Genomic DNA, 12,467 nt, shown 5'->3' with positions numbered 1-12,467 from the left:
TCCCACGACGAAGGGAACGGACCACGAGATGACCGAGAACACCACGACCGAGATCGGTTGGGGAAGCACGACCCTGGACACCCGTCGCGACCTGTGGTCGATGCCGATCACCGACCAGGAGCGCGGACTGTTGTGGCGGGACGCCCGGGCCGAGCGGTGGGAGGCGGCCTCCCCGGTGCGCGAGCGGCTGCGCTCGTTCAGCGCGGAGAGCATCCGGTCGGTGGGTTTCGCCCACGTGCCGAACCTGATCGACCCGGCGGCGGACGAGGACGACATCATCGCCGCCCTCTCCTTCGTGCTGCGGGACTTCGGTGAGATCATCCCCCAGAACGCCGAGGGCGCCCTGTGGCGGGTGCTCCGGGACCAGGACGGTGACGGCAACACCGAGCTCGGGTTCCACTGCGACACCTGTGACCTCCTTGTGCTGCTGTGCCTTCAGCCGGCCGTCCGGGGCGGCGGGTACACCAAGCTCGCCAGCGCCCGCCACGTGCGGAGCATCATCGGCCAGGAGCGTCCGGACGTGCTCGCCACGCTGGAGGAGGACTGGACCTTCGACCGCACCGGCCGGGCCGGACAGCAGGTGATCGTCTCCCCGATCCTGTTCACCCAGGAGGACGGGACCGTGGGCTGCTACTACCAGACCCGCACCGTGCGCACCTCGCCGGAACGGGGCGGGCCGCCGCTCAGCGAGCGCCAGTGGGAGGCCCTGGACGTCCTCGACGAGGTCCTGTACCGGCCGGAGATCGCCTTCCAGCTCCTGCTCGACGCCGGTGACCTGCTGGTCATCCGCAACTCGCGGGTCCTGCACGGGCGGTCGCCCTACGTGGACGTGTCCGGCCCCGGGAGCCGCCGCGTGCTGCGGGCCTGGATGAGCGCGGGTGCGCGATGAGCGGGACCGCCCCGGAACGCGGGGTCGCCGTGGTCACCGGCGGCGGCAGCGGGCTGGGCCGCGCGGCGGCGCTCGCCCTGCTGTCGGACGGCTGGTCCGTGGCGATCGCCGGGCGCCGCAAGGAGGCGCTGGAGGAGACGGTCTCCCTCGCGGGCGGGGACGGTCACCGGATGCTGACCGTCCCGACCGACATCGGGCGCCCCGAGGAGGTGGCGGCGCTGTTCGCCGCCGTGCGGGAGCGGTTCGGCCGGGTGGACCTGCTGTTCAACAACGCGGGGGCGGCGGTCCCCCGGGTACCGGTGCAGGACATCCGGTTCGAGGACTGGGCCCGGATCATGGACACCACGGTGACCGGTACGTTCCTGTGCGCCCAGGAGGCGTTCCGCGCGATGCGGGAGCAGTCGCCCCGGGGCGGGCGCATCATCAACAACGGAGCGCCCTCCGCCCACGCGCCCAGGCCCAACGCCGTCGCCTACACCACGGCCAAGCACGCGGTCCTCGGTCTGACGAAGGCGCTGTCCCTGGACGGACGCGAGCACGACATCGCCTGCGGACAGATCGACGTCGGCAACGTGGAACCCTCGGACGGAAGAGCGCAGCCCCCGGCCAGACAGGCCGACGGAAGGACAGCCGTGGAACAGACGATCCCCCTGGACCGCTTCGTGGAGGCGGTGCTCTTCATGGCGTCGATGCCGCCGGGAACGAACGTGCAGTACCTGACGGTGCTGCCCACGTCGATGCCCTTCGTCGGGCGGGGGTGAGCGGATGTTCGTCAGCGCGCGGAACTTCGCGGAGTACCGGTCCATGTTCACGCTCTCGGACCACGACCTGTCGTTGCGGATCCTCGACTGTCCGGGCGGTGCCGCGAGCTTCACCGCCGAGGCCCGCGCCCGGGGCGCGGACGTCACGGCGGTGGACCCCGAGTACGGCGTCGACCGGGGCAAACTGGCCGAGCTGGCCCTGTTGGAGAACGAGCACAAACACGCCGACCTCCTCGAACACGAGTCGGACTTCGTGTGGACGTGGTTCGAGGACCCCGAGCAGTACACGCGGCTGCGCTCGGAGTCGGCGCGCCGGTTCGGCGCGGACGTCACCGCGCACCCCGAGCGCTACGTCGAGGGTTCCCTGCCCGATCTGCCCTTCCCCGACAGTTCCTTCGACCTGGTGCTCAGCTCACACCTGCTGTTCTCCTACGGAAGGCAGCTGGACGAGGAGTTCCACCGGGAGGCGCTGCTGGAGCTGGTGCGCCTGTCCCGCTGGGAGGTGCGGCTGTACCCGCTGTTCCAGCACGCCGACTTCACGCGCTACCCGCAGCTGGACCGGACGCGGGAGTTCCTGGCCGAGTGCGGGGTGCCCTCGCGGGTGGAACGGGTGGAGTACGCGTTCGACCCCGGGGACGAGGAGATGCTGGTCCTGGAGTGCGCCGACCGCGGGGACCTGCCCCGGAGCGTCGACCTCCGTGACCAGCGCGACCCGGTCCGCTGGCGGCACCTGACCCCCTGACCCCCGGGGCGCCCCTCCCCGGGGCGCCTCCGGGCGGGCCGGTCACCGGCACCGCCCCGTCCTCAGGGCTTGCGGGCCACGCCGCCGTACTGGTCCAGGCCGCGCCGGGCGCTGAGCTCCCCCGCCAGCGGACGCCACCGGGGGCACGGGACCACACCGGGCTCCAGCAGGTCCAGCCCGTCGAAGCGGGCGGCGAGCGCCTCCGGGCTGCGCAGGAGGTAGGGGTCGTCTCCGTGCTTGTTGCCCGCCTCGATGGCCTCGTTGTAGGCCTCGCTGGTGTTGGTGCCGTCGTAACTGGCCAGGTAGCTGCCGGAGGGCAGCGCGTCCACCAGCGTCCGGACGATCGGCTGGAGGTCCTCGTCCGGGATGTGGCCGAGCACGCCCATCAGCATGAGCGCGACGGGCTGGTCGAAGTCCAGGGTCGCGGCGGCCCGCTCCAGGATCGCCCCGGGGTCGCGCAGATCGGCGTCGACGTAGTCGGTGACGCCCTCGGGGGTCCCCACGAGAAGGGCGCGCGCGTGCGCGAGCACGAGCGGGTCGTTGTCCACGTAGACGACGCGGCACTCGGGAGCGATCCCCTGGGCGACCTCGTGGGTGTTGTTGGCGGTGGGCATGCCGGTCCCGATGTCGAGGAACTGGCGGATCCCCGCCTCCCGCGTCAGGTGGGTGACGACGCGGTTGAGGAACTCCCGGCTGGTGCGGGCCAGGTCGACGATCTCGGGGAAGGACTCCGCCACCTGGTCGCCCGCGACGCGGTCGATCGGGTAGTGGTCCTTGCCTCCCATCCAGTAGTTCCAGATCCGGGCCGAGTGGGTCCGGGTGGTGTCGATGGGGGAAGGCCGGCCGAAGCCGTCGGAGGTGGGCTGGGTGGGGGCGTCGGACATGGGAGCATCTACCTCTACACGCAGGGGGTCGCGCCGTGCGGCCGGGCGGTCTCCGACCGTCTCGGACGGCGATCGCTCCCAGCCAGAAGCCGTTCGCCCCAACCATAGGGGAAATCGCCCCTTAGGGGGTATGCGCGGTATGCGCCCCGGGCCGCGTCGCGCTCCCAGCTCACACCTGGGCTCACCGACACCACCGGGCGGACTCCGTCACATACGCACCACGTTTCCCACGGGCCGTTGTCCACCTCATCTCCCGCGTGCGAAACAGAACCGCACCCAAACAAACTCCGACTCTTTCTTTATCCCAAGAAACATGGGATCACGGGATGACTAGAGACTCGCAGCATAATTCCACTGGTAGGCGCCCCTTTAATCCGCCGCCCCGCCTTGACGACTTGAATCAAATCCGCCAATCCCGACCCCATTGACGCGTTCAACTGGCACTTTCCGTGAGCATCTTGACACCCGCTGAGTTCTTGGTTTAACTGAGGTCCACTCACTCGAGTGTCACACCGCGCACAGTGGGAGTTCACGTTCGGCGAAAGTCGGCCATGAACACCCCTCCCCTCGCGAGTGCTAATGAATGACCCCCTGGGGGGCACATCCCCCTCGGATGATTTCAACAAAGGACACTCAGCGAGTTTTATACTCCGGGCCACGGGAAGGCCCACGGAGCTGCGCAATTTGTTCGTCCCCGCCACCCCCACGCGGGACGGGCTGGTGTTTGTTGCTGTCGATTTCAGGAGAACCTTGTGGTGACGAGTGCGACGCAGCGCCTTTACGAAGACTTCCCTTTCCCCTCACCGGGCGCGGACCGGCCGCTGATCAGCGTCGTCGCGGACGAGCTCCCCCTCGTGGTCGAGGGCGGACTGCGGGACGGGTGGAGCGTCCTCGACGCCGGCTGCGGCACGGGGCACACCCTCGTCGGGCTCGCCAAGGCCCACCCGAGGGTCCGCTTCGTCGGGCTGGAGCCCTCCGGAGCCTCCCGCGCCATCGCCCGGCGCCTGGCCGACGACCACGGCGTCACCAACCTCGACATCGTCGACGGGGCCATGCCCCACACCGCGCTCGACCAGCGCTTCGACCTCATCTACAGCTACGGCGTCGTCCACCACCTGCCGGACCCGCGCGCGGGCCTGGAGTGGCTGTGCCGCCACCTCTCCGAGGACGGTCTGCTGCACCTGTGGTTGTACAACGACGTCGGTGAGGCCCAGCGCATGCGGGACCGCGAGCTCGTCCAGCTCCTCTCCCCCGCCGACGACGGGGCCGCCCGGGGACTGGGTGTGGTGCGTGCCCTGGGCCTCTCGCTGTCCCTCGACGCCTACGGCATGCCGGGGGCGTGGGCGGGATCGACCCTGGACCCCGAGGAACAGGACGTCTTCGACGCGGACGCCTATCTCAATCCGGTCGTGCACACCCTGCGTTTCGGAGACCTTCCGGGACTTCTTGACGGACTCGGTATGGAATGGGTGGCCGCCGATCGTGTTTACGGTCCGCGCGGAGCACCGTACCTGGACCTCGACGGCACGGACGATATCCCCGCCGGTCAGGTCGAGACGGTACGACCCGAGGAACTCTTCGACGACCCGGAACTGCGCAGGAGAATCGTCGACCTCCCTGTGGCGGAGCGGGCGCGCGCCGTGGAACTGTCTTTGCAGCCCACCGGATTCCGGATCCTGGCGGGACGCGGAAACAGTTGGGAGAAACCCACTCGGCGCGTACGCGGCAACCTCCTGACGCGCTTTCCGCGTGCGCCCAGGTAACGCCCGGGTGAATTCTTCCCCCCAAAGAAGAAAGAGTGATCGGTGGCGCTCGACCCACAGGTGAAGCAGTTCTTTCTCGATCCCGTCAACGACTCCCCGTCACCCGACGACCTCACCCTGGCGGAGTTCCGCGCCGCGGTGGAGGCGATGACCTCGTTCTGCGCACCCGCCGCTCGGGACGTCCACACGCGGGACGGCGCGGTCCCTTCGCCCTGGGGCCCGGTGCCCTTCCGCGTCTACCACCCGGAACCCGGGATCCCCCTGCCGCTGGTGGTGTACTTCCACGGAGGCGGCTGGATGTCGGGCGGCATCGACTACATGGAGCCCCCGCTGCGCACCCTCGCCGCCGAGGCGGGTGTCGTGGTGGCGAACGTGGGCTACCGCCTCGCCCCGGAGCACCCCTACCCCGCCGCCCGGCGCGACGCCGAGGCCGTGACCGCCTGGATGTACGAGAACGCCGGGGAGCTGGACGCGGACCCGGAACGGCTCGTGGTCGCGGGCGACAGCGCGGGGGCCAACCTCGCGGCGGTCGTCGCCCTGACCTTCCGGGGCTCCGGCACACGCGTCGGGCACCAGCTGCTGATCAACCCGGCGATCGACCCCCGGATGGACAGCGCGTCCTACCGGGAGTTCGCGGAGGGCCACCAGAACACCGCCTCGATGATGGAGCGGTGCTGGCGCACCTACCTCGACCGGCCGGAGGGCCCGCTGCACGAGGTGCCCTGGCAGGCCGCCCCCGCGTTCGTGGACGACCTGACCGGGGCCCCGCCGACCACCGTCATCACCGTCGAGTACGACCCGCTGCGGGACGAGGGCGAACACTTCGCGGCGCGCACGGCCGCGGCGGGGGTGCCGACCACCCTCGTCCGCTGTCCGGGCCTCATCCACTGCGCCATGCACCTCGACGGAATCGCTCCACGCGCCGCTGACCTGCGGGGCCACGCCGTTCGTGCGCTCCGGGCGGCCTTCGCCTGAGCACGCAGAGAGGACACAACGCATGACTTCACCACACGACTACGCGCCCATGTACGGGTCCATCGCCGACATCTACGACCGCCTGGACGACTGGATCGTCGACAACTGGCACGAGAAACCGGTCCCCGAACGGGTGGCCTTCCTCCGGGACTGGTGGGCGAAGCAGGGCGGGGAGGTCCGGCACGTCCTGGACCTCTGCTGCGGAACCGGCAGCGTCCTCGCGGAACTCGCCCGCGCGGGCTACACCGTGACCGGGCTCGACCAGTCCCCCGAGATGCTCGGCTACGCGCGCCAGCGGCTGGCGGACGAACCCCAGCTGGTGCGGGCCGCGCTGCCGGAGATCCCGCTGCGGCCCGCCAGCGTGGACGCGGTCTGCTCCACGGGAGCGGCCCTGAACTACACGGCCAGCGAGGAGGACCTGAGCGCCGTCTTCGCGGGGGTCCACCGGGTCCTGCGCCCGGGCGGCACCTTCGTCTTCGACATCCTCTCCCGGCACATGCTGACCGAACACGCCGGGCGGCAGGTCTGGGCGGAGGACCAGGACGACTTCGCCTTCGTCTGGGAGTTCACCAACCCCACCGACGAGTACAGCGACGCCTACTACACCCAGTTCCTCCGCCAGGGCGGCCCCGGGTCCGACACGTACGTGCGCACCCGGGAGAGGCACCGTCTGTACGTGCTCGACCCGGCGGTGATCCGCCGCAGCGCCCAACGGGCGGGCCTCACGCACACGGGCACGCTGGACAACTACACCAACGCGCCCGCGCACGAGCGGACTCTGTACGAGACGTGGGCCTTCCTCCGCGACTGACCGGACACCAGGGGAGTTTTGTGATGCAGGGACAACCGCAAGTGGACCTTCCGGAACCGTACGCGGCGACGGCCGACGTGTACGACCGCCTCGTGGACTACGCCATCACCCAGTGGGGCGAGTCACCCAGGCAGCAGATGGCCGACTTCATCGAGGACGTGTGGGTCGAGCGCGCGCAGAGGGTGCGCCGGGTCCTGGAGCTGTGCTGCGGCACGGGGCTCATGACGCGGCAGCTCGTCGAGCGCGGCTACGAGGTGACCGCCGTGGACCGGTCCGAGACGATGCTGGCCCTGGCCAAGGCGCGTCTGGGCGACCGGGCCGACTTCCGGCAGATCGAACTGCCGGACGCGCTGCCCGAGGGCGCCGACGCGGTGGTGTGCACCGCCGCGGCCTTCAACTACCAGCCCGACCCGGAGACGCTGGGCGCGACCTTCCGCGCCGTGGCGGCGGTCCTGCCGCCGGGCGGGGTCTTCGTCTTCGACATCGAGACCGCGGCCCTGCTCAAGGGGCACTGGGGCAACCGCATGTGGGCCGGAGACCAGGGCGACCTGGCGTTCATCTGGGACTTCACCAGCGAACCCGACACCACCTACTGCGACCTGCACTACTCGCAGTTCACCCGTGAGGGCGACGGCTCCTACACGGGGACCCGCGAGGTGCACCGGCTCTACGCGATCGAGGACGACGACATCCGCGCCCAGGCCCACGCCGCCGGGTTCCCCGACGCCCGGGTCTACGAGAACTACTCGCCCCGGCCGGTCAGCGAGTCCACCCGCTACGCGACCTGGGTGCTCACCCGCGCGGGAGAGGAGTGATCGGATGCTCGTCTGCGGACTGAAACTCACCCACGACGGCGGTCTGGCGCTGATCAAGGACGGCAGGCTCGTCACGTCGGTGGAGGCCGAGAAGCTGGACAACAACCGGCGCTTCCAGCCGCTGGACCGGCTGGAGACGGTGGCGGACGTCCTCGCGGAGGAGGGCGTGGCCGTCGCGGACGTCGACCGGTTCGTCGTCGACGGCTGGTTCGCCCCGCTGGGCCAGGACCAGGGCGCCCCCGTCCTGGAGCACGTGACCGACGGCGGCCGCGCCCTGCGGCTGCCCGTCGCCCCCTACATCGAGGGACCCGACACGCACGTGCTCGACGTCCACCGCTTCCGGGGCCTGCCCCTGGGCGGGCGGGAGCACGAGTACACCAGCTACCACCACTCGGCGCAGCACCTCATGGGCGCCTACGCCGCGAGCCCCTTCCCCGGCCGGGGGGAGGACTCCCTGGTGCTGGTCTGGGACGGCGGCATGACCCCGGTGCTCTACCACGTGGAGCCCGAGCCCCTGCGCGTGACCCGTCTGGGCGAGCTGTTCCCGCTCTACGGTTCCGCGTTCGCGGACTTCTGCGCCGCCCTGCCGCCGTTCCACTCACCCGACGACCGGACCGACGCGGCACGGCACGCCATGCCCCGCAACCTGGACGTGGCCGGGAAGGCCATGGCCTACGCCGCCCTGGGCACCGACGAATCCCGGTACGACGACGTGCTGGACCGGATCCTCGGCGGACTCGACCTGTCCTTCACCAACGGGGACGACCTCGCCCGGGCCCTCACGGAGGAGGGCGGCGCGCGCTGGAGCGGCGCGAGCGACGCCGACCTGATCGCCACCTTCCAGGGCTACCTCGGGCGCCGGCTCCGTGGGGCGCTCGCCGCCCGGATGGTCGGGACCGGCCTGCCGCCGCGCCTCGTCCTGGCGGGAGGGTGCGCGCTGAACATCAAGTGGAACAGCCTGTTGCGCTCCTGCGGCCTGTTCGAGCACGTGTGGGTCCCGCCCTTCCCCAACGACTCGGGTGCGGCCCTGGGGGCCGCGAGCGTGGAGTGGGCGCTGCACAGCGGACTCCCGGCCCTGGAGTGGGGCGTCTACCAGGGGCCGCGGGTGCGGCCCGCGGAGGCGGACCCCCCGGGCTACGTCTCCCGTCCCTGCGACGTCGACGAGCTCGCCCGGATCCTGCACGAACACGGTGAGCCGGTGATCGTGCTCAGCGGCCGGGCCGAACTGGGCCCCCGGGCCCTGGGGCACCGCAGCATCCTCGCGCCCGCCACGGACGCCTCGATGAAGAAGGTGCTCAACCGGATCAAGGACCGCGAGGACTACCGTCCCGTCGCCCCCGTCTGCCTGGAGCACCGGGCGCCGGAGATCTTCTCGCCCGGGACACCGGACCCCTACATGATCTTCGACCACGGCACCCGCCCCGGCTGGGCGGACAAGGTCCCCGCGATCGTGCACCTGGACGGCACCGCCCGCCTCCAGACCGTCAACGAGGAGCAGTCCCCCCTGGTGCACCGGTTGCTGACCGCCTACGAGCGCCTGTCGGGCATCCCCCTGCTCTGCAACACCAGCGCCAACCACAAGGGGCGGGGCTTCTTCCCCGACGTGGCCTCGGCCGCCGCGTGGGGCGGTGTCGCGACCCTCTGGTCCGACGGTCGCCTCTACCAACCGGAGTGAGCGGCGACAGTACCGGGACCAGGCGGACACGCCGAAGCCAGTACGTGGCGGGGCGTGTGGCTCCGCCACGGTTTCCGACCACGTGATCGGGTGCGGACCCCGGAGGAGCCGGGGCCGCACCCCGTCTGGAGAGATCCCCAACCATGACCACCGTCAGTGAGAGCGCGCGGCGCGCCCTGGAGACCTGGGTTCTCCGGGGCCGCCCGTCCGCGTCGTACGAGTTCCCCCACCGGGCCGTCGTCGAGGCGGTCCGCGCACACGGGATCAACCAACTCCCCCACGCACTGAACGACCTGCTGGTCCACGCCTGGGAACAGGGACGCAAGAGGGACCCCGCGCCGGGAGGCCCGGAGTGGGTGACCACCCTGTGGTTGGAGTGCCTGACCAGCCGTGCGCGCGGCGCACCCTCCTACGGCGCCTACACGATGACGACCCTGCTGGAGCGGTGGTGCCGACTGGGCGACCTCCCCGACCGCCTGACCCGGATCTCCGCGCTGCTGGCCGCCGACATGATCCGTCACGAACTCCGGCGCGGCCTGCGCGAGGGCGACGACGGCCGACGGCGCTCGCTCCTGGTCGCCGCGGCGAGGTTCGCGCAGGGCCTGACCCCCGCGCCCGGCTGGACCGGGGCCCACGACAGTGTGCACCTGGAGTCGCCTCCGGAGGCCGTGCGGCGGTGCAACCGGCTGCTGTCGGGAGGCGGCGCGGGGCTGCCCCCGACGCTCGCCCTCCTGGTGGAGGGCACCGTGCCGGTGGCGACCCGGGAGCCGGACGAGCCGCTGTTCATCCGCTCCGTGCAGGTCATGGAACTGCTCGCCGTCCTGGCGGCCGAGTACGCGGACGCGGCCCACGAGGCCGCGCGGGCCAACGAGACGTCCGCCCTGGAGACGCCGCTGGCGGGGATCACCGACGCCCTCGCCCACGCCCGTCGCTGCTTCCGCCTCGTCGCGCTGATCGACCCGGGCCAGTTCGCGACCATCCGCGCGGCCACCGCCGGTACCGGCGCGTTGCAGTCGGAGGGTTTCGCCCGGCTGGAGCGCCGCTGCCGGGGCACGGCCGGGGTGCGCCCGGAGACCGTCGGAGCCGTCGGTCTCGACGCGGTCCCCGCACCGGCCCCCTCCCTGGGGGACACGCTCCGCAAGACCGTGACCGACGAACGACACCTGCGTGGTGTCGAGGCCGTGAACGAGCAGTGGGCGCGGTGGAAGCACACCCACTACGGCGTCGCGAAGAGGATCATCGGTGACGTGCCCGGCACGGGAGGCACCGACGGGGTGCGCTACCTGGCCCGCCATCTCAAGGAGCCGCTGCTGTGAACGACCCGCACATGAGCCCGCAGGAGTTCCGCGAGCACGGGTACCGGACGATCGACTGGATCGCCGACTACTGGGAGAGCCTGGAGAGCCGACCGGTCGCCGCTCAGGTGGAGCCCGGCTCCGTGCGGGAGCGGCTCCCCCAGGACCCGCCCGAGTCGGGTGAGCCCTTCGACCGCTTCCTCCGTGACATGGAGGACGTGGTCGCACCGGCGCTCCTGCACTGGCAGCACCCGCGGTTCTTCGGCTACTTCCCGGCCAACGCCTCCGGCCCCGCCGTCCTGGGGGACCTCCTCGCCTCGGGTCTCGGCGTGCAGGGCATGAACTGGAACACCAGTCCGGCGTGCACCGAGGTCGAACAGCACATGCTGGAGTGGATGCGGCGGACCCTCGGACTGCCGGAACGGTTCCGCGACGGGGGCGTCATCCAGGACACCGCCTCCAGCGCCGTGCTGGTGGCGGTCCTGGCCGCGTTGCAGCGGGCCACCGGGGGTCGCAGCCGTGAGGTCGGGACCGGCGGTCAGCGCTACGCGGTGTACCTCACGAGCGAGACCCACTCCGCCGCCACGAAGGCGGCCGTCATCGCGGGCCTGGGCCTGGGGTCGGTGCGCACCGTCGCCACCGGTGCGGACGGCGCCATGCTCCCGGAGGAGCTGCGCGCTCGGATCGAGGCGGACCTGGGCAACGGGGTCACTCCGCTGATGGCCGTGGCCACACGCGGTACGACCTCCGCCCTGGCCTTCGACCCGCTGGAGGAGGTCGGGGCCGTCTGCCGGAACCACGACGTGTGGCTGCACGTCGACGCCGCGTACGCCGGGGTGGCCGGGGTGTGCGAGGACCTGCGCTGGGTCAACGCCGGGGTGGAGTACGCGGACTCGTACTGCACGAACCCGCACAAGTGGCTGCTGACCAACTTCGACTGCGACCTGTTCTGGGTGGCCGACCACGACGCCCTCACCGGCGCGCTCAGCGTGCTACCGGAGTACCTGCGCAACACCGCGTCGGACTCCGGACGGGTGACCGACTTCCGGCACTGGCAGATCCCGCTCGGGCGGCGCTTCCGCGCCCTGAAGCTGTGGTCGGTGCTGCGCTGGTACGGCGTCGAGGGCCTCCGGGGCCACGTGCGCGTCGGCGTCGAACACGCCCGGATGTTCGCGGACCTGGTCCGCGCCGACGACCGGTTCGAGCTGACCCGGGACCCGTGTCTGGGGCTCGTGTGCTTCCGTCTGACGGCGGACGGCGCGACCAACGAGGCACAGCACCGGCTCATGGAGACCGTCAACACCGAGGGGACGACGTTCCTGACCCACTCCGAACGGGACGGGCAGGTGTTCCTCCGCTTCGCCACGGGAGGGACGTTCACCCGCGACCACCACGTGGTCGAGGCGTGGAAAGCCCTCCAGGGAGCGGTCACGGAGGGGTGACCGAAGGGCCGTGGGAACCAGGCACCGTCCGCCCGGTCCCACGGCCCCGAAGCACGCCGGGAGGATCCTGCCACACCACGCGGAACCGCTGCGCCCCTCCCCCGGCTGGCCACACGTGGAGTGGTGGGCACCGCTCTCATGGTGGCGAGTTGGACGCTCCAACGCGCTCCGCCGATTCGACGCACTGGCGGTTGAAGGCCCTGAACCCGGTCGCCGTCCAGCTGGTCCCCGCCTCAGCGTCCGCCGTCGTGACGTGGGAACGGCTCGGCGGTCGCGGTACGGCGAACGCCCGCGCCCCTCCCTTCGGGCGAGGAGAGGGCCGGTGCCCCGACTGGATCGCGGACCGCGTCCGATCAGCCCTGGCGGGACGGCCCGACCAGCCCGCCCTCCTGGTCGAACCACCCCGCTGACCGGC

12 protein-coding genes are annotated in these 12,467 nt (G+C 71.3%); 11 read left to right on the top strand and 1 reads right to left on the bottom strand.

All coding sequences use genetic code 11. The annotated features are described in order from the left end of the window. Positions 1-28 precede the first annotated feature (28 nt). Genes AC0VYM_RS15000 through AC0VYM_RS14990 form a run of 3 tightly spaced genes read left to right on the top strand, consistent with a single transcriptional unit; the run spans position 29 to position 2,392 of the window. Positions 29-889: a TauD/TfdA family dioxygenase gene (locus AC0VYM_RS15000; RefSeq protein WP_475452498.1), complete on the top strand. Its 861-nt coding sequence runs from the start codon at positions 29-31 to the stop codon at positions 887-889. Then, positions 886-1,650 carry an SDR family oxidoreductase gene (locus AC0VYM_RS14995; protein WP_475452496.1) on the top strand — a complete coding sequence of 255 codons (765 nt, stop codon included), beginning with the start codon at positions 886-888 and terminating at the stop codon, positions 1,648-1,650. The genes AC0VYM_RS15000 and AC0VYM_RS14995 overlap by 4 nt, the downstream gene beginning before the upstream one ends. A 4-nt stretch (positions 1,651-1,654) precedes the next feature. Further along, positions 1,655-2,392, top strand: coding sequence for a methyltransferase domain-containing protein (locus AC0VYM_RS14990; protein WP_475452494.1), 738 nt, complete (start codon positions 1,655-1,657; stop codon positions 2,390-2,392). Between the two features lie 62 nt (positions 2,393-2,454). Here AC0VYM_RS14990 and AC0VYM_RS14985 read toward each other — a convergent pair whose 3' ends face one another. Further along, positions 2,455-3,276 (bottom strand): SAM-dependent methyltransferase, encoded by an 822-nt coding sequence (locus AC0VYM_RS14985; protein WP_475452492.1) that lies wholly within the window; start codon positions 3,274-3,276, stop codon positions 2,455-2,457. Between the two features lie 755 nt (positions 3,277-4,031). On the opposite strand from AC0VYM_RS14985, the gene AC0VYM_RS14980 reads away from it, so the two are divergent. The 8 genes from AC0VYM_RS14980 to AC0VYM_RS14945 all read left to right on the top strand — a co-directional run bounded on the left by AC0VYM_RS14980 (position 4,032) and on the right by AC0VYM_RS14945 (position 12,462). After that, the gene (locus AC0VYM_RS14980; RefSeq protein WP_475452490.1) at positions 4,032-5,039 is read left to right on the top strand and encodes a class I SAM-dependent methyltransferase; all 1,008 of its coding nucleotides are present in this window, start codon (positions 4,032-4,034) and stop codon (positions 5,037-5,039) included. Positions 5,040-5,081: 42 nt separating this feature from the next. After that, positions 5,082-6,014 (top strand): alpha/beta hydrolase, encoded by a 933-nt coding sequence (locus tag AC0VYM_RS14975; protein ID WP_475452488.1) that lies wholly within the window; start codon positions 5,082-5,084, stop codon positions 6,012-6,014. Between the two features lie 22 nt (positions 6,015-6,036). Further along, positions 6,037-6,825 carry a class I SAM-dependent methyltransferase gene (locus tag AC0VYM_RS14970; RefSeq protein ID WP_475452486.1) on the top strand — a complete coding sequence of 263 codons (789 nt, stop codon included), beginning with the start codon at positions 6,037-6,039 and terminating at the stop codon, positions 6,823-6,825. 23 nt (positions 6,826-6,848) lie between these two features. Beyond that, on the top strand, positions 6,849-7,640 hold the full coding sequence (locus AC0VYM_RS14965) for a class I SAM-dependent DNA methyltransferase (protein WP_475452484.1): 792 nt from the start codon (positions 6,849-6,851) through the stop codon (positions 7,638-7,640). A gap of 4 nt (positions 7,641-7,644) precedes the next feature. Beyond that, entirely contained in the window at positions 7,645-9,315 is a 1,671-nt protein-coding gene (locus AC0VYM_RS14960) for a carbamoyltransferase N-terminal domain-containing protein (RefSeq protein WP_475452482.1), read from the top strand. Between the two features lie 143 nt (positions 9,316-9,458). Further along, complete coding sequence (locus AC0VYM_RS14955; protein WP_475462891.1) at positions 9,459-10,631, top strand: hypothetical protein; 1,173 nt, start codon at positions 9,459-9,461, stop codon at positions 10,629-10,631. Then, positions 10,628-12,052: a pyridoxal-dependent decarboxylase gene (locus AC0VYM_RS14950; protein ID WP_475462890.1), complete on the top strand. Its 1,425-nt coding sequence runs from the start codon at positions 10,628-10,630 to the stop codon at positions 12,050-12,052. The genes AC0VYM_RS14955 and AC0VYM_RS14950 overlap by 4 nt, the downstream gene beginning before the upstream one ends. A gap of 149 nt (positions 12,053-12,201) precedes the next feature. After that, a complete protein-coding gene (locus tag AC0VYM_RS14945; protein WP_475462889.1) occupies positions 12,202-12,462 on the top strand; it encodes a hypothetical protein in 261 nt (86 codons plus the stop codon). The last annotated feature ends 5 nt before the right edge of the window (positions 12,463-12,467 follow it).

The sequence above is a fragment of the Nocardiopsis sp. iso_237 genome, from assembly GCF_056173345.1.
This window is presented reverse-complemented; position numbering and strand designations above follow the sequence as displayed.

Excerpts from the sequence above, each read along its gene's own strand:
- AC0VYM_RS14965 (WP_475452484.1), top strand. The coding sequence starts at position 6,849 with ATGCAGGGACAACCGCAAGTGGACCTTCCGGAACCGTACGCGGCGACG.
- AC0VYM_RS14985 (WP_475452492.1), bottom strand. The coding sequence starts at position 3,276 with ATGTCCGACGCCCCCACCCAGCCCACCTCCGACGGCTTCGGCCGGCCT.
- AC0VYM_RS15000 (WP_475452498.1), top strand. The coding sequence starts at position 29 with ATGACCGAGAACACCACGACCGAGATCGGTTGGGGAAGCACGACCCTG.
- AC0VYM_RS14970 (WP_475452486.1), top strand. The coding sequence starts at position 6,037 with ATGACTTCACCACACGACTACGCGCCCATGTACGGGTCCATCGCCGAC.
- AC0VYM_RS14990 (WP_475452494.1), top strand. The coding sequence starts at position 1,655 with ATGTTCGTCAGCGCGCGGAACTTCGCGGAGTACCGGTCCATGTTCACG.
- AC0VYM_RS14955 (WP_475462891.1), top strand. The coding sequence starts at position 9,459 with ATGACCACCGTCAGTGAGAGCGCGCGGCGCGCCCTGGAGACCTGGGTT.
- AC0VYM_RS14960 (WP_475452482.1), top strand. The coding sequence starts at position 7,645 with ATGCTCGTCTGCGGACTGAAACTCACCCACGACGGCGGTCTGGCGCTG.
- AC0VYM_RS14995 (WP_475452496.1), top strand. The coding sequence starts at position 886 with ATGAGCGGGACCGCCCCGGAACGCGGGGTCGCCGTGGTCACCGGCGGC.